The sequence below is a fragment of the Sphingobacterium sp. 2149 genome, from assembly GCF_031455655.1.
GTDB lineage: Bacteria > Bacteroidota > Bacteroidia > Sphingobacteriales > Sphingobacteriaceae > Sphingobacterium.
In genome coordinates, this window is the sequence record NZ_JAVDTD010000003.1 from 206,329 (window position 1) to 224,599 (window position 18,271).

General features: G+C 39.3%; 14 protein-coding genes. 6 read left to right on the plus strand and 8 right to left on the minus strand.

Annotated elements, in window-relative coordinates; genetic code table 11:
• Nucleotides 1-102: 102 nt before the first annotated feature.
• The 5 genes from J2X77_RS05765 to J2X77_RS05785 form a co-directional block, all read right to left on the minus strand.
• On the minus strand, nt 103-1,461 hold the full coding sequence (locus J2X77_RS05765) for a HAMP domain-containing sensor histidine kinase (RefSeq protein ID WP_310079593.1): 1,359 nt from the start codon (nt 1,459-1,461) through the stop codon (nt 103-105).
• Between the two features lie 10 nt (nt 1,462-1,471).
• Nucleotides 1,472-2,188, minus strand: a complete 717-nt coding sequence (locus J2X77_RS05770) for a response regulator transcription factor (RefSeq protein ID WP_293937860.1) — start codon at nt 2,186-2,188, stop codon at nt 1,472-1,474.
• A gap of 202 nt (nt 2,189-2,390) precedes the next feature.
• Nucleotides 2,391-3,233: a glycine betaine ABC transporter substrate-binding protein gene (locus J2X77_RS05775; RefSeq protein WP_293937859.1), complete on the minus strand. Its 843-nt coding sequence runs from the start codon at nt 3,231-3,233 to the stop codon at nt 2,391-2,393.
• A 1-nt stretch (nt 3,234) separates the two neighbouring features.
• Nucleotides 3,235-4,062: a proline/glycine betaine ABC transporter permease gene (locus J2X77_RS05780; RefSeq protein WP_310079595.1), complete on the minus strand. Its 828-nt coding sequence runs from the start codon at nt 4,060-4,062 to the stop codon at nt 3,235-3,237.
• 5 nt (nt 4,063-4,067) lie between these two features.
• A complete protein-coding gene (locus tag J2X77_RS05785) occupies nt 4,068-5,306 on the minus strand; it encodes a glycine betaine/L-proline ABC transporter ATP-binding protein (RefSeq protein ID WP_293937857.1) in 1,239 nt (412 codons plus the stop codon).
• Nucleotides 5,307-5,846: 540 nt separating this feature from the next.
• Between J2X77_RS05785 and J2X77_RS05790 the strand changes: the two genes are divergently transcribed.
• Nucleotides 5,847-6,692, plus strand: coding sequence for a cold-shock protein (locus J2X77_RS05790; RefSeq protein WP_293937855.1), 846 nt, complete (start codon nt 5,847-5,849; stop codon nt 6,690-6,692).
• Nucleotides 6,693-6,871: 179 nt separating this feature from the next.
• On the opposite strand, the gene J2X77_RS05795 is transcribed toward J2X77_RS05790, so the two are convergent.
• Nucleotides 6,872-8,155: a Gfo/Idh/MocA family oxidoreductase gene (locus J2X77_RS05795; RefSeq protein WP_310079598.1), complete on the minus strand. Its 1,284-nt coding sequence runs from the start codon at nt 8,153-8,155 to the stop codon at nt 6,872-6,874.
• A 254-nt stretch (nt 8,156-8,409) separates the two neighbouring features.
• Nucleotides 8,410-9,396: a Gfo/Idh/MocA family protein gene (locus J2X77_RS05800; RefSeq protein ID WP_209574882.1), complete on the minus strand. Its 987-nt coding sequence runs from the start codon at nt 9,394-9,396 to the stop codon at nt 8,410-8,412.
• 399 nt (nt 9,397-9,795) lie between these two features.
• On the opposite strand from J2X77_RS05800, the gene J2X77_RS05805 reads away from it, so the two are divergent.
• The 5 genes from J2X77_RS05805 to J2X77_RS05825 all read left to right on the plus strand — a co-directional run bounded on the left by J2X77_RS05805 (nt 9,796) and on the right by J2X77_RS05825 (nt 16,560).
• Entirely contained in the window at nt 9,796-10,836 is a 1,041-nt protein-coding gene (locus J2X77_RS05805; RefSeq protein ID WP_209574884.1) for a sensor histidine kinase, read from the plus strand.
• The gene (locus J2X77_RS05810; RefSeq protein ID WP_293937850.1) at nt 10,826-11,539 is read left to right on the plus strand and encodes a LytTR family DNA-binding domain-containing protein; all 714 of its coding nucleotides are present in this window, start codon (nt 10,826-10,828) and stop codon (nt 11,537-11,539) included. The genes J2X77_RS05805 and J2X77_RS05810 overlap by 11 nt, the downstream gene beginning before the upstream one ends.
• Before the next feature lie 124 nt (nt 11,540-11,663).
• Nucleotides 11,664-14,195 (plus strand): TonB-dependent receptor domain-containing protein, encoded by a 2,532-nt coding sequence (locus tag J2X77_RS05815; RefSeq protein ID WP_209574889.1) that lies wholly within the window; start codon nt 11,664-11,666, stop codon nt 14,193-14,195.
• 320 nt (nt 14,196-14,515) lie between these two features.
• On the plus strand, nt 14,516-15,397 hold the full coding sequence (locus tag J2X77_RS05820) for an AraC family transcriptional regulator (protein WP_209574891.1): 882 nt from the start codon (nt 14,516-14,518) through the stop codon (nt 15,395-15,397).
• Nucleotides 15,398-15,561: 164 nt separating this feature from the next.
• Nucleotides 15,562-16,560, plus strand: coding sequence for a S9 family peptidase (locus tag J2X77_RS05825; protein WP_209574892.1), 999 nt, complete (start codon nt 15,562-15,564; stop codon nt 16,558-16,560).
• On the opposite strand, the gene J2X77_RS05830 is transcribed toward J2X77_RS05825, so the two are convergent.
• Nucleotides 16,493-17,488: a hypothetical protein gene (locus tag J2X77_RS05830; protein WP_209574894.1), complete on the minus strand. Its 996-nt coding sequence runs from the start codon at nt 17,486-17,488 to the stop codon at nt 16,493-16,495. The genes J2X77_RS05825 and J2X77_RS05830 overlap by 68 nt on opposite strands.
• Between the last annotated feature and the right edge of the window lie 783 nt (nt 17,489-18,271).

Here is an 18,271-nt window from a genome sequence, read left to right on the forward strand (position 1 = left end):
ACGCAGTTATGGCAATGGTATGAATCTAAAATTAGCTTTTCATTAGAAAGCTAACGACAGCATTAAAATTGGATTAAAAACACCGCTGAAATTAAAACTGGATTAAAATCGCAGATAAGTCGGTAATTCCACTTCAACCGTTGTCCCTTCGCCTACAATAGAATTGACTTTCAACGAACCGCCATGTAGTTTAATGATATTTCTTGCCAAAGGTAAGCCAATTCCATAGCCATCGATACCACTCGTATTCGAAGCTCTAAAATAGGGGTCGTAAATATGATCCAATTCTCGGGATGGTATTCCTATACCCTTGTCTTTTATAAGAATAAAAACTTTGTTGTCCAATGCACCCAATGCGATGTAAGCGGTTCTATCCGATGAATATTTACAGGCATTACTGATAATATTAGACAGTGCAAGCTGCAGCAAAATTTCATTTCCATTCACCTTAAGTCGCATGCTATCATCCGGCAATAGGCTAAAATCTGTTATAATCTTAAATTTGTCATTTATAGCCTTCACTGTCAGCTCGGCATCCATTACGATCTGATCAATACGAACTGGATTGAACGCTGTCGCGTTGTTCACAAAACCTGTACGCGCCAGCAATAAGAGTGCTTTAGTTTTTTTCTCCAGATGCTCTGCAGATTCAATAATTTTGGATAATGTGCGTTGGTACTCCTCATTGCTGCGTTCTTTAGATAAGGCAAGATCTGCCTGCCCGATAATGGAAGTTAATGGCGTGTTCAGTTCATGGGATGCATTGCTAATAAAGTTTTTTTGAGTTTCAAAAGAGGTCTCTAACCGCGTCAACATCCGGTTGAATGTCTGCGCAAGACCATGAAGTTCACCTTTATACTTTTCTTCATCCAATCGCTTATAGAGATTTTCGGAACCAATCGCCTGCACCTCTTTCATCATGGTCAATATTGGCTTTAAGAATGAGCGTTTCATGAAAACCGAAACGACGAAAATAAACAGAATACCCAAAATCAGGCTTATAATTAGCAAGTTCCGGAGATAAGCCAGATGATGGGTATAAAAATAATTTTCCGCAGATGCCCCAACGATATAGTGACGCCCGTTTTGCGAGAAATATTTGGTTGAATAAAATTGCTTGCCCGACTTGAAATTTGACGTTCCCTTTTTACTAATTTTATCCCAAAGTTCATTGTGGAATCCCTGGCTTCTTAAAATAGAATCCTTGCCACCAAATTCCACTAAAAATTCGTGCTGATTATTGAGATTCTCAATAAAATCAAGGCTCCATTGATCCGATTGGGAAGCAGATTTACTGTTCAGGAACTTTTCAGCAGCAATATTTCGTCGGAGATCCAGCCGCTTATAAAAATCAGTAAAAGCAAAATTCGTAACGGAATAAAAGATAAAGCCAACAAAACAACTCACGTATATGACTAGAATTGCAATGAGATAGATAAGCTTTCGGTTATAATTGTGCATTTCGAAATATTCAGTCTTCAATTTTTAGTACATATCCCATACCAATAACCGTATGGATCGCCTTCTTTCTCGTTACTTTTTCAATCTTTTTTCTGAGATAATTCACATAAACATCGACAACATTTGATCCAATATCAAAATTAATTCCCCATATTTTGTCTAAAAGCTCGGTTCGCTCAAATACCTTTTTCGGACTTTGGATGAACAATAAGAGCAAACGATATTCGGTACTTGTTAAATTAAGTTCCTGGCCGTCGCAATAGGCTGTTTTTTTATAATCATCGATACTTAAAAAACCATAACTATAGGTGTCTTTTGACGGTTGAAGCTCACGCTGCGTGGCCTGGACGATCGACTTTTGCCGGCGGATCAATGATCGAATACGCGCTTTCAGCTCAATAAGTTTAAATGGTTTTGAAAGATAATCATCGGCGCCATTATCAAGTCCTAAAACTACATTTTCGGGTGTTCCCAAGGCTGTCAGCATCATTACCGGAAGGTCCGTATATCCCCATTGCCTAATTTGTTTACAGATATCTAGTCCATTAGTTCCAGGCAAAAGGATGTCCAACAGCACAAGGGAAACATCTTGCTTCGCCAAAAGCTGCTCCAATCCGTCCGACCGACCCAAATGAATGACCCGATAACCATCTTCGCCTAAGCCTTGTATAATCAAATCAGCGACGTCCTGCTCGTCCTCAACCAAAATAATTTTTTGCTTCTCCATATTCGTCATTACGTTTACCTCTGTTTAATGAACTCCCATCCAAACCATAAAAATAACGTTTTGAGTCAAGAGACACAAATCCCATTTTTTGCCAGCGTCCACACTTAAAGAATACGCTCACCATTTAACAAAAATGTTAACAGCGATTTCGTTTAATGCTTCTAGTTAAAAACATGAGGTGGCAACTATGCCACCGCTATGACTAATTTAAACCCCATCTCGCTACAAGATTGTTATGCTGCTCAATCCATTGCTTTGCGGTACGATCCTTATCCTTGCTTTCTTCCATCTTCGATAACAAGTCTGCCATTGTTGATTCGTCAAAACTAACTTTAGAGAAAAAGACGGCCAACTCGGGCTGTTCAACGTTAAAGTTTTTCCGGGCAAAAATCTTAATTTGCTCGGCTTCGCCCAATGTCTTTTTGGGATCTTCCAAAAACTTCAATTTCATTTTAGCAAACATCCAATGCGGTTGCCATCCAGCTACCACAATCCATCGCTTTGCTTTGATCGCGTTTTGTAACTCAGTAATCATGGCGACTGTAGAAGAATTCACATGGTTATAATCGAGTCCATAATCTGTGACTACTTGGTCTATTGCACGCGTGATGCCAGCGCCCTTTTCTATCCCAATGATGCGTTTATCAAATTCTTTCTCATGTTTTTTTAACTCTTCAATCCTATCTATAGTTACATAATCTGGTACTACGAGGCCATTTCGGGCATGGTTATAACTTGTTCCAAGCGCTTTAAGATTTGGGAATTTAGCCACTTTGCTGCCATGAGTCAATGGCAGCCAGACATCCATATATAGATCGGTATCACCATTATTCATGGAGGCTAATATCATATCAGGGGTAGCCCGTTGAATAACGACACGATACCCTTTTTCCTCCATAATTACCTTCGCAACATGTGTCATTGCTACCCCTTCGGCCCAGCCGTCCACCATCCCAATATGGATAATATTTTTATTTCTGCCTGTCGTGCATGCGGTAAACATACACACGAACAGACAAAATACAATACTTTTTATTTTCATCATACTATGCTTTCTTTTTTACAAAACCCTGAGTAATGCGATCCAAAATAATAGCAAGAATCACAACAGACAATCCGCTTTCAAAACCAAGACCAATATCCAAGTTGTTAATACCCTCAAGTACTTTTTCACCCAATCCCCCTGCAGCAATCATTCCGGCAATAACAACCATAGATAGAGACAATAGTATAGTCTGATTAATTCCTGCTAATATCGTTTTTGCAGCCAAAGGCAATTCTACTTTAAATAAGATCTGACTATTAGTTGCTCCAAATGAACGCGCAGCTTCCACGATATCTTTCGGAACAGCATCAATCCCCAGGGTTGTCAAACGCACAGCTGGAGGCATAGCAAATATAATAGTCGCAAAGGCCCCTGGTACTTTACCAATACTAAAAAATAACACTGCCGGAATCAAGTAGGCAAAGGCTGGCATTGTCTGCATCAGATCCAGTAAGGGGCGAATAATGCTTGCCGCTAATTTATTTTTTGCTGCCCACACGCCCAACGGAACGGAGATAACTAATGCCGTTGCCGTAGCGACTAACACTAATGCCAAGGTCTCCATAGTAGCCGTCCAAAACCCCATCAAATAAATCAATGTTAAACCTAGAACTGTGGTCAATGCAACCCCCTTTCCTGATTTCCACCAGGCTAATGCCGTAAAAAGACCGATGATGATAAAAAAGGGAATTGTGATTAATATCCACTCTAATCCAAGAATTGAGGCATTCCCAGTATTCTTTATCAGATTAAAAAATGGCTCTAAATGCGCTGTTAGCCAATTGACCGCTACGGCTATATATTGTCCTATATCAATTACTTTATTCATTTCTACTACTTATTTGCTTTCTCTTTTAATTCTATTATTTCCTCTTCATTATACTTTGTTGCTTCAATGATCAAAGACGTTTGGGTGACTATACCCAATAAACGATTATCATTATTCACAACAGCAATAGGCGACCTAATCTCAGATATGAGCGGCAACATTTCTTCCACAGTTACTTCTTTAGATACTGTTGGAACATTTGTATGAATAATCGATTCGACGGTAAGCTCCTTGCGCTTAGCCGATTGGATGACTTCACTTATATGTACAAAACCAAGAAAGGTTTCATGTGCATCTACTACAGGAAGAATTTCTATTCCTGTGCTACGCATTTTACGTAAAGCTCCCTCAGGGCCATCTTTTTTGAAACGTACTACAGTCGGTTTTTCAAACATTAAAGAGCCAGCGGAAATAATGGATTTGCGATCGACTTTTTCGACAAAGGCTTTAACATAATCACTTGCTGGATTTGTCAAGATATCTTCCGCTGTACCGATCTGTTCGATGACACCATCTCTCATAATGGCAATACGATCGCCTAATTTGATCGCCTCGTCCAAATCATGGGTAATAAAAATGATCGTTTTTTGTAAATTATCTTGTAACTCAAGCAACTGATCTTGCATTTCCGTTTTAATCAGCGGATCAAGCGCTGAAAACGCCTCATCCATAAGCAATACTTCGGGATCATTGGCAAGTGCACGAGCCAATCCAACACGTTGTTGCATTCCCCCAGATAACTGTGAGGGAAGCTGCTGTTCAAACCCGTTCAGTCCAACGGTATCAAGTGCTTGCTGCGCTTTAGATTCCCGTGTTTCACGCTCCTCCCCTCTTAATTCTAAACCAAAAGCAGCGTTGCTCAATACGGTGTGATGTGGCAACAGACCAAATTTCTGAAAGACCATGCTCATCTCCGTCCTTCTCACTTCGAGAAGATCCTTATTATTTTTTCTCGTGATATCCTCCCCATTGATAAATACCTTGCCTGAAGTTGGCTCATTTAAACGATTAAGGCAACGAAGCAACGTAGATTTTCCACTTCCTGAAAGCCCCATGATAACAAAAAATTCGCCTTCAAAAATTTCGAAATTAGCTTTATTGATGCCAATTGTACAACCCGTCTTTGCCAAGATTTCCTTTTTGGAGCATCCTTCATTTAGTAACTTCAAAGCTTCTTTCTTCTGCTTTCCAAAAACCAGCACCAAGTCTTCAACTTTTACCTTTACCTTTCTAATTTTACCCATATCTTAATTTTTTTAAACACCAATAAACCACAACGACATAAGTAATCCACTAAGGCCATACGCCTACGTTATATTTTTAAAATCAAATAACACTCCGGTAGAGTTCATTTGATTGAAATCCAACGAATAACAGTCCAATCAACTTATTAACTAACATACTTTACTCTCCGTTCGGTAAGAGCAATGATGAAAAAGAAACTAATCTTTTAAAGACGAAACGCACCACAATAGCGCATTTCAAAAAATACTCTAACAAGTATCACGAACAACCTAGGATGTACCAACTGGCACAATGCCGTAGCGGAATAAATTTATTCCTTTCTGTCTTTCGACGCTGCAAAGATACAAAAAATAAACTAAATGGCCTTTAACAAACACAATAAACTGAAAAACAATGTGTTATAAATAACGTAAAATGCTAGTAAATACTTTTACCTTTTAACCAAATGTTTGGATAAGTGGACGATGGCTCGAACAACATGGTATATAGAACAATTTTTCATTTTCAATACGTAATAAACGCATTTATTACTTATCTTTATGCTATTGAAACAAAACTCAACCCCAGCCATGTTTATCGGCGCAGTCAAATGGTTCGACAATAACAAAGGATTTGGTACGATTGCATTACCTGCCGGAGAAGAACTCTTTGTACATATACGTAGGTTTAAAATTCCTCCAGAACATATTATTCAGCCTGGAGAAGTTATTGTCGGTGATAAGAAGGCCGACCCCAAGAGGAGCGGCTATCTTGCTCATAACTGCAGGATTCTCAAAAGGCCCGAAGATTGGAAATTCGTCATCTCACTCCTCGACAAAGAACATACAGTACACCTCCCCGACAGCCACGGTCGAGAACAAAAGCACAATTTAACCTCCTTAACAGCAAGACAACTTTTAAGAATCCAGCCCAAAGAACTTATCCCCAAAATGCTCACGGCTAATTTTGATGTTGATTTTGAGAGCACAATTTTTATTCCCTATGCCGAATTGATTGACAAAAGCATTACGGGCATATTTGAGCGGGAAACCGCATGCGATCTACTTTCCAAGGTATTCGAATACTTCGGAAAACATGTCTCCCATCAGATTTTATTTCGTGTATGGAAGGAAAGCATGTTTAAGTATATTGGCTATCCGTCGGAAGGTGACTACGAAATTCCTGAACTTGTATTTAATTTGAATGCTACAGAAATCAATTATGAGGATCTTACCCGAATTAGCACCTATAGTTTTGGAAAATCCTTCTGTGCTGATTTTGTAAATGCTTTATTTGACGACGTAGAAACAATGGACAAGAACGATCTCGAACCTTTGCTACCTTATATTGAATTTTTGGAGAACGAAGCGTCTATTGAAAAAATTCATACTCTTCTGCAAGAATAGCTGCAATGGATCACGTGTTGAAAATCGATATTCAAACCATTGCAGCTATCCATGGTGGAGACTGATCAATCGTCTGCCTTACTTTTGCGCATATCCTCAGTCTTTATCTGCTATCGTAAGGGAGACTGGCTAGCAATTCATTCTGCTAAGATCACATAGACCAAGGTTGTTTGCAGGTCTTATACCTTGGGCAAATTATAGCCATTATGATACACTTTTGCCAAGTATTGGTCTGCATCTTTATCGTTAAAACTGCGCTTTTGTTTATCCCAAAATAATTTCTTTTTAGACCTATACGCTATGTTTCCCATCTGCGAGAAAATGGCTATATGCGCACCGGCTTCTATCGGAGCATTTAAACCTTCTGCTGACTTATTTCTAACGGCTTCGACAAAATTTACCATATGCTTGTCCAATCCATTATCCTGTGAACGTTGAAAAGAGACAGCATCCATTCGCCCTTTTTCTGGAATAACTTCCCAGCCCTCGCGATTTACCACCAGGGTACCGTTATTACCAATAAATGCTACTCCGTGATTCTTTTGGTAAGGCCCCAAATCTATACCTGTTGCCTGCTCCCATTGAACATTGAATCCCTCAAACTCATAGACCGTAGTTAAGCTATCTGGTGTTTCAGCAGCGTCTTCTGGATAAGCAAATTTACCCCCCGCGGCCATTACAGACACCGGATCCGACACTTTCATGCCAATCAAAGCGTAATCCAGCATATGTACTCCCCAATCGGTCATCAGACCACCTGCGTAGTCCCAATACCATCTAAAATTGAAATGAAAGCGATTGGGATTAAATGCTCGTTTTGGCGCTGGTCCTAGCCACTTATCATAATGCACTCCGGCTGGAACACAAGCATCTGGCTGCACTGGAACACTCTTCATCCAGCCCTGATAAGCCCAAGCCTTAACAAGGCGTATCTTTCCAAGTTTTCCGCTGTGGACAAAATCCATAGCATCTTTGAAATGCTGCTGACTTCGTTGCCATTGCCCGACCTGAACAACACGTTTATGCTTTTTAGCAGCTGCAACCATAATTTCACATTCGTGAATGGAGTTACCAATTGGTTTTTCGACGTATACATCTTTTCCGGCTGCAATAGCATCAACCATTTGCAGGCAATGCCAATGATCTGGCGTAGCGATAATAACAACATCGACGTCTTTTGCTTTCAGAAGATCTTTATAATCAACGTAAGCTTTCACATTTATCTGGCGCTTCTTTAATTCCTCAACTCGATTCCGCAACACATTTTCATCGACATCACATAATGCTGTACACTCCACCCCAGGTATATGCAAGATCGCATTCAAATTTGACCAGCCCATACCGTTGGTACCGATCAGCCCCACACGGACTGTATCGGCTTGAAAACCGAATACTTTAGACTGTGCAAAAAATGCTGATGCCGCCAATAGGCCCGTGCTTCGGATAAATTCTTTTCTCTCCATTGTTTAATTTGGTTTATATTGATATTGTGTTCAACACGAAGAAGATGATTAGCTTGGCATCTCCCCAGTGATAGTACTAATATAACATTTAGTCTTTAGTATGAAGAATATTAATTCAAACAAACAACCTGAGATAAAGTCGTTTGAATGTCTCAGAGGATTCTTCGGTGAATATCAGTGCATAAGACGAACTCAATAGTAATTGACACAAATACTGCAGCGGGCAGACACCGGTGTATCAACAGCTCCATGTATTATGATCTTATTGCCGAAAAATTATCAATAATCTTCATCAAAACCAATGCTTCTTCAATCGGAGATGGATTTGGCCCGGTACCCGTGAAATATTCTACTGTACGCGAAATCATCGGCAATTGAATATTTTCAGGATGGTCAAATGTAAATTCCTTCTCTTCTAACGTAGTATGAACAGCAACAGTATTTCCAAAAATGGGGAAAGTAATACGACCAAGGCTTCCAATAATTTCACACCTGTCTATCTGATTTTCTTTGGCAACATTGAAGCACCAACTTCCTTGAAACACAAGCTGGTTTTCAAACAAAATGGTCCCTGTCGTTTGATCTGCAATGGCACTTTTGTCATCCTGAATTAAACTAAAACCATCATAGGATACAGGCATCCCAAAAAGATAGAGCATTAAGTCTAGCTGATGAGGGGCTAAATCAAAAAAATAACCTCCTCCGGAAACGGCAGGATCAGTACGCCAATCGCCGGCATCCTTCGTCACCAAATCTGGAGTTCTGCTTTGCCACAAACGTAGTTGCACCGTTCTCAACTCGCCGATTGCACGTTGGTCAATAAGTTCCTTAACTTTCAAAAAAAGAGGCAATGCTCTTCGATAATGTGCTACAACCAACTTTCCGCCCCTGGCTTTTACTTCCTCCAGTAAAGATTCAGCTTCCTGCGCATTTAACGTGACAGGTTTTTCTACATAAACATGTTTTCCTTTACGTAAAGCAGACAGTGCGTACGCAAGATGAGACGACGGCGGTGTTGCAATATAAATCGCATTGATATCGATATTATCAAGTAAATCTTCGGCCTGTGAATACCACAAAGGAACGTGGTGTCTCTCGGCATAGTCAGCAGCTTTGGCCGCATCCCTTCGCATGACAGCCATAAGCTGACTATTAGCAACAAGATTTAGCGCAGGCCCGCTTTTTTTTTCCGTGACATCACCACATCCGATGATGCCCCAGACAACTTTATGATTTTCCATAAGATATTTTCAAATTATTGCTAAAATGCCCCCCCATTCTTCCCTCATCTAAGACCAATTGTGTGATACCAAGATCCAAAGCGGCAACTGCTGTTTTCTGCTATACAGATTAAATATCAAGTTCATGTTCTGCTATCGGTTTGGACTGATTGCCGCATGCTAAAATTTATACCTGCAAAATACAAAACTATTTGCAACGGTTCAGCTTATTTTCCGCTTTCATATGGTCCAACCGAATGCCTTAAATATTATTTCGATTAGCAGCAAGATCAGATGAATTTGTACAATAGGCTTTGCTGAATAATTTTTTTTGCTTTGAAAAGTATTTATATTGCATATAAAAAGCATTTTATCTAAGTTTGGGGTTATCCAAAACTAAAGGGATTAATTAGGCATCACATGATCGGCAGATTTTTCAGAAAATTCTATTTACATATTGTCATCTGGACAATATTACTGCTCTTACCCTTTATTATCTATCTTTACCAACCGGATAAGATTGCAGATTTCAAGCCCTATTCAGCATTATCGCATTTAGTAAATATCGTATTCCTGGCTACCCATTTTTATTTACATTGTTACATTGTCGCACCGACCTATTTTTTCGGCCGTAGAAAGATCTTTGTGCTATTGATAGCACTAGGATTCGCTACTTATGTAGCTCTGAATTATACCATAGTCTATTTTAACCCAGATGGAGAACTCGCTCATCTGATGAAGGAGAATATTCTTTTTGTCCGCCTGGTGATCGGTCCAGGTATTATTTATTCCCTCTGTATGATTACTTCTTCCATGATCTTTCTGTATGACGAACAGGCTAGACAAAAAGAACTCAATAAACAGATTGCACTGGAAAAAACGACGGCAGAACTAACCATGCTAAAACTTCAGATCAGCCCGCATTTCCTGTTCAATACACTCAATAATATCCGTTGGCTTATCCGCAAACAGTCTCCCGATTCCGAAGGGACTATTGTTAAGCTATCCGAAATGCTTCGGTATATTCTTTATGAAGTAGATGGCCCCAAAGTCGAGCTGTTTAAAGAAATCGATCATATGCGCAACTTCATTGATCTACAAACTCTTCGTCTTCCGATTGAAGGAAATGTAAGCCTAGCTATTGAAGATACCGTCAAAAACAGGCTCATCCCCCCTCTACTGTTCATACATTTTGTAGAAAATGCTTTCAAGTACGGTGTGGACAGTAAAACTGCACCCCAGATACAATTTCAATTTAAGGAAATTGAAGGTGGAATTGTCTTCACATCCCGCAATAGAATCTTAAAACATACAGAAACACGTCCAAATGAAGGTATAGGACTGATGAATGTACATAGAAGATTGCAATTACTATATCCCAATCGTCATGATCTTAAGATTATAAAGACCGACGACGGAGATTTTGAAGTAACACTCAAACTGATGACTGATGAAGATTAAATGTATATTGATTGATGATGAACCCTTCGCGCTCAATATTCTTGAAGACGACTTATTAAATTTTGAACATATTGAGGTCGCCGGTAAATTTAATGCCACGGCCGAAGCTAAAGAATATTTAAAAGATCACCATATTGACTTGATTTTTCTTGATATCGAAATGCCCGATCAATTGGGCACGCAATTTATTCGGGAACTCACTCCTCGCCCGCTGGTTATCTTTACCACTGCCTACCACCAATATGCAGTCGAAGGTTTCGAGCTAAATGCCCTAGATTATCTCCTTAAACCGATTTCAAAGACCCGACTTGCCGCCGCAGTCCAAAAAGCGGAAGAAAGCATGCTGCTCCGTTCGAAACAACCTGCTGTACAAGATCACATTATGGTCAATGTAGAATACAAAAAGACAAGAATATCACTCCATGAGATCAGTTACATTGAAGGTTTGAAAGACTATGTAAAGATCTATCTGGTAGACCGAGAATCGCCACTTCTTACGCGTAGTAACCTACGAGGGATGGAAAAAATATTACCTACTACAGACTTTCTCCGCGTACATAATTCCTTTATTGTCAACAAAAACCGTATTGAGAAAATCTCCCAAAATAGACTAACGTTGCCCGAAGCAGCTCTTCCTATTGGTAAAAAATACATCAAAAATATTGAACAGTTAACATCATATCTCCGGATTGCATCGCTCTAAAGATCCATTCGTCTACACATTCGCTCCTTCGGTCTACAGATGGTTGCATAGCTAAAAAATCCTTTTCAAATTTGTGTACTATTATGTAGCCTAATCCGCATAAAGATAGTATAGCAAAGAAAAAATGAAAAGATTGATAGCAATAGCATTAATGGCAACCACTGTTGCCGCTGTACACGCTCAAGCACCCGCAGGAGGACGACCTGCTTTCGCAATTTCTGAAGGCCAGATCTCGGGCCAAATTGTAGACAACGAAGGAAAACCTATTTCGCAAGCTTCGGTTAATTTATTAAAGGTCATTATAGACCAAACAACAGGTAAGGAAAGGGAAATTCTTATAAAAAGCACCAGTTCCTCGGAAAACGGAAAGTTCAATTTCTCCGCCATTTCGGCAAGAGAAAAATGGAAGCTTAAAATCAGCTCTGTCGGATACACTCCAATAGACCTTTCGGTAGATTATAGCGACAATAAAGCAACAAGTAAAGATCTGGGTGCAATCAAATTGGAAAATGACAACCGTAAACTCGATGAAGTTACCGTCACCGGCCGCAAGGCACTTCTCGAAATGGACATCGACAAAAAAGTATTCAATGTGGAGAAAAATATTGTTGCCGCTGGTGGAACAGCCATTGATGTACTCCGAAATATGCCTTCGGTACAAGTCGATATTGACGGAAACGTAAAACTGAGAAATGCAGCTCCCACCATTTTTGTCGATGGAAAACCGACCACACTCACTCCCGACCAGATTCCTGCCGACGTGATCGACAAAATCGAAATTATTACAAATCCATCTGCCAAATATGACGCTTCGGGAAGTATGGCCGGTATCCTCAACATTATTCTGAAGAAAAATAAGAAAGCCGGATATAACGGTATGGTCACCCTGGGTGGAGATCGTTTTGGCGGCACCAACTTTATGGGTAGTCTAAATCTACGTCAGAATAAATTCAATATATCACTGACCGGAATGAATATGCGCATGCGCACCAACACCGAAGGCGACAGTCGCCGTATCAGTACAATTAACGGTGTGGAGTCTGAAGTAGATCAGGATATCGAAGGCAAAACAAAAGGTATGATCACCTTTGGCCGATTGGGTGTGGATTACGATTTAAGCCCCAAAACTACCCTATCTGTTGCAGGAGTATTGGTACAAGGTAAATTTAAGCCGAATGAAAACTCAACAATATCGACCACTTCTGCAGGCAGTACCTCAATGAGCGATCGGATCTCCGAATCTGAAAGAAGCTTCAAACCACGTGGATTGCAAGCCGGTCTTGTCCAAAAATTCAAAACTGAAGGCGAGGAATTGTCTGTCGATTTCAATTACTTTGGCGGCACCAACACATCAAACGGCCTGTATACAACCAACTATCTCAATTTCGACAGGAAGATCAGCGGAACACAGATCCAAAAAAACATCGGTTCCGGAGACAATCAGTTCATGACTGTTCAGGCAGACTATGTCAAACCATTCAAAAATGGCATGAAACTCGAAACTGGCGTACGAGCGCAGATCAATAAACTTAAAAACCTCAACAATAACTTCTTAAAAGCCGTAGATAAAGATGATTTTGAAAATATCACCGCAGCTTCAGCAAACTATAACAATAAGAACAGCGTTTATGCTGCCTATGCCTCATTGGGTGGCAATTTAAAAGATTGGGTTTCTTATAAGGTTGGTTTACGTGCCGAGAGTTCAACTTACGACGGAGAACTTCTGAATACAAATGAAAAGTTCCACAATAAATACCCGCTTAGCTTGTTCCCTTCGTTATTTTTGAGCAAAAAAATAACCGAAAAAGACCAAATACAGATGAGTGTAACCCGTCGTGTCAACCGTCCTAATTTTTTCCAGCTCATCCCTTTTGTTGACTACACAGATAGCTTGAATATTACGCGCGGTAATCCGGATCTTGTACCTGAATTTACTACATCGGGCGAATTGTCCTATAGTCGTACACATGGAAAAGGTACATTTTTGGCAACGGTCTACTATAAACGTACAAACAACCTGATTACACGTTATCTGACACAAGAACTGAATCCGGTCACAAACAAAATGGACTTCATTAACACCTATATCAATGCCAACTCCAGCAAAAATTATGGGGCCGAATTCACGTATACCAATACGCTTAAAAAATGGTGGGATCTGACGGCAGACCTTAACTTCTACAATTCTAAAATTGAAGTCGACGAACAAACACCATCGGAAGGTATGTGGACCGTATTTGGAAAATTGAACAATACGTTCAACTTACAGAAAAACTGGAATCTGCAGCTTGCCTTTGAATATCAAGGCAAAACAAATATGCCTGTAACGCAGGCTCAAACATTTGGCCCACCTATGAACCAAGCGCAAAGCTCTTCACAAGGGTATATCAAACCATTCTATGGTATCGACTTTGCCATCAAAAAAAGCTTCTTAAAGAATCAGGCTGCCTCAGCAACTCTGGCAATCAACGATATCTTCAGAACACGAGGCAATACAATCGTTTCCTCCGGAGAAGGGTTTTCTCAAACCTATTACCGTCTTTCAAATCCACAATTGATCAAATTGAATCTTTCCTACCGCTTTGGAAAAATGGATATGAACATGTTTAAGAAAAATAAAAACACGAATGCCATGGAAGGCATACAAATGCAATAGCGAATATTTTATAAAAAAAAGGGTATTTTCTAACGAAAATACCCTTTTTTTTTGTTTAATAGCCCCGAAGAAGTGGACCTCCAAAATCACCGTATCACGATCCATTATTCAGTATTCAATCGATTATTTTTCAATAAAAATACCATATTTCAAAAAAAAATATTAACTTGAATACTAGAAACATTAATCACAAATGTTTTTAACCAAAACAGTTTGAGCGTCGATTGCGCCGAATACATCAATAATTTTTTTCACGTGTGAATATAAAGCGGAAACGTCCGCCAAATACGCACGCAAACATTAAAAAATAGTTAAAATTTGTGCCAAATTATCCTCTCGCATTAAAATGGATTACATTCTGTGCAGGCAATGTAAAAGTTTGTGGTTCACATGTAGAACATCAAGGTTTTTTATTCAAATTATGGAGGGTTACAAATTACACCATTCAAGTTAAGAATAATGAAAAATTTGTATTTACTTTATTGCAATCAAAAGGTGGTATTCATCTAATTGACCAGAAAAAATATCCGTTAGAAAGCTATCAAATTCATTTAATTTTTCCAGGACAGTCAAGTTCCTTCTCTTGTATGGAAGAGACCACTGCTTATCAGTTTAAACTCTCTAGACAAAATTTCGAAAAGCTATGTCTTTGCCTTCCTATCAATATGAAGTTACTAAGGCATAACCCTATAATAGACATCACGGAATATCAATTTGAAATACTACGTAACGATTTACAACAAATAGGATCGGAACTTTCTCGAATTCAACCGCTATTTAAAATTTTAGGGACACGTGCATCACTTAGCTTACAGGAAATTAATCGGATTCTGATGGATCGGATTGGATATCCCCGATCGTCATCCCTTCCAGTAACTTTAAATAAATTCCTAGCGTTGATCGAGCTACATTACAAGGAGCAACATGATGTTGCCTATTATGCACATGCGCTTAATATGACCGAAAATGCGCTTAGGAAGCTCAGTAATTACCATTTGAATGTTGCGCCACTTAAATTAATACACGAGCGCTTATTAACAGAAGCTAAGTGTCTACTAAGGGCTGCGCCCAATCCAATCAAGGCGACTATGATTGAACTCGGGTTTCAAGACTTGTCTACATTCTCGCATTTTTTCAAGAAACGAACAAAAATGTCCCCATCAGCATATCAACAAAAATACTTCCCGCCTAAAAATTCTTAAAGTGATTAGCATGCGATCTGATCCTGCGTTGGAATAGTCTTAAATTCATTCACAGCGAAAAAACTGCTATTTACCGACATAAATGGACAGTCCGCCTAAAAAACAAATTATTTAAAGTTCAAGTGATTAACTTCGATAACAACAAATATAACAGAGAAATTCTTATGCCTAAGATCCATTTATTAGACTATTTTCCGTCGAAGCTCATTTCGGTAAAAAGGATCAGATTCAACATGCTACTATCGTTGATGGTTCTATATTTTATACCCTATTCACAGAATGCAAAAGCCCAACAATCAGATTGGTTAACAAAAGATATCATATTTAGGAGTGAGGGCATTCAATTGGCAGGTTCCATACTTCAGCCTAAACATACCCGTGCGGCCATTGTCCTCGTTCACGGCTCTGGGCAAGAGAAAAGGATGACGGAGTTCGCCTCATTTTTAGCCCGAAATGGTATCGCTGTATTTACCTATGACAAACGCGGGGTTGGAAAATCGGAGGGAATCTATGCGGGCCCTGAGGTTGGTACAAATAACATTGACTCCGCTAACCTCAACCTGCTTGCAAAAGATGCGCAGGCGGCTGTAAAAACTCTCCATCAACAACTGGACAACCCGAATATTCCAATCGGACTGTTGGGATTTAGTCAAGCAGGATGGATCATCCCGTTGGCGGCCAACAAAAATCCATTGGTCGACTTTTTTGTCTTGTATAGTGGTGCAGTAATTCCGGCACGTGAACAGCTCCGATTTCAGTTCTTCACAAACGGAAAAAAAGACTTTTGGGATAAACATACGGAAACTGAGGCTCGTCAACATGTGATGAATGATCCAGACCGTTATCAATTTATAAATACCGATCCAATCGCATCACTAAAAACGACAGCTGCACCTGGACTTTGGCTATTCGGGTCGCAGGATATCCAAATACCGGTAGGCTTATCCATAGAACGCCTCAATGCATTGAAAGCGCAAGGTAAACCTTTCGAGTATTGCCTATTCCCAGCACTAGATCACAACACAAGCCTTTCAGCATCGGATGAACCAAGTGCTATTGCACTTCAATGGATTAAAAGCAGGACTAAACGCAAAATCACTCCTTCTCCTCTCGTACAAGAAAATCATAAGAATACCAAAATTTTAGGTGTCCATAAGAATTGAGACCACCTAGACTATAGCTAATAGGATAATCATAGCTATGCTGTTGCAATTCAAGTTCATTTTTATAATCCGCAACAAGTTTTTTAATTGGGTTAAGACCTGTTGCACGTCTAATAAAGCTTTTTTGTCGTCCGCCGCGCAAATATACCAATACGTCTGAACCATTTAAAATCGCTTTATCCAATTCGGTCAGTTGTTGGTTATAAAGTAATTTTTCTAGGACGTTTTTCAGATCACCACGCGGAAAATCGCTTTCTCCCATTATAATGGAATGCGTACCGTAGTTCACGGATGAAACATAATAAGGATTATATCCTGTCTTTTTTAATTTTCCAACTTCCTCCTTATTAAAAACCTTTACATAATCCGCTAGATCAACTTGAAGGCTAAATGCAATATGTTCCCGGCGCAATAGCAAGCTGTTTGCCCTCTTTATTGTGGTCGAATCACGATGGCGAACCAACTTCAGCACACTATCTACGTCAGGGCTATTATTGAGATGATAACGTATCGCCCTATAGTCGAAAAATGCGCCTACAGAAGATTGCTCCAAAACAGCCGGTTCGCCCCTGCTTTTCTTTGCAAAAGCTCGAATAGCATCATAACCTGGGATGATACGAATCGAAGATAAAGTTGGCTGTGTAGATGAAACTGTATTTTTAAAAGGTTTATAATAAGAACGAAGAGCGGTTAATTTTAGCTGCGGTGTCGTGTCTTTCAATCCCCAGACCGTGCCCAAATGGAAATTCTTGTCTACAGTACCATCCACATAAAACTGAGTCACAGAAAAGCCAACAGAACGTCCTACAAACTTATATCTTTTGTCCGTTGCTATTCCATCAATCTCCGTAGCGTCAATATCAGCATCCTCTTTGTCACAACTTGACAAAAAACAAATGCTTAACAACAACAGGAATAGATATTTCATAATTTAAAAAATCAATAGTCACTTCTGGTGAAGCACTTCTAACTCATCTACCCGTCGGACAATGGACTTTAGATTCTTCTCAAATATATACAAAATTCCTAACCCAACATACATAAAAATAAGAATAACAACACGATACAATGCTAAGGGAGGCTACGCACCTAAAAAGTTAAAATAAGATCAACTATTAATACGTGCAAAAAGATCATCTAAAACACGAAACTTTATTCATCCTTATGGAATCGACGATTTTTTTAATGATTGCCACCATTAAGTCTAATTTCCACAATCAAAAGACTATAAATAGCCAATATAGCGATTAAAACTAAAACAACCTAACACCAAATTATAACTAATAACAGTTTTCATTTATTTTTAATACAGTAGTTACTCACTGCTCGTTCAGTTTTTACTGAATCATCAGTGAGCAAGCACTGAACGAGCACTGAACAAGCACTGTCATAATGCAGGATTTGGTTGCGCTTTGGTCATAAGGTAATGCCGCTAAAAATTGAAGAAAAAAAAATGAAAAAGCTATGCTTACGTAACAAAAGGTGGATGCTGTATAGGAAGAAAAAATACTGATGACAAAATTTCGGTATAGCCCGATCATTTAGGGCCTGATAGAAAGTGATAATTAATCAAAAAAACACCCGAAAGCATGGGGTACCCCGGGTGTTTTAGCCATATTATTAACCTATTTTATGAAAAGTGCCCTTGAATGGGCAACACTAAAGTAAAAAATAACTTTGTATAAACAAAATAAAACTTTAAAAAAAAGCA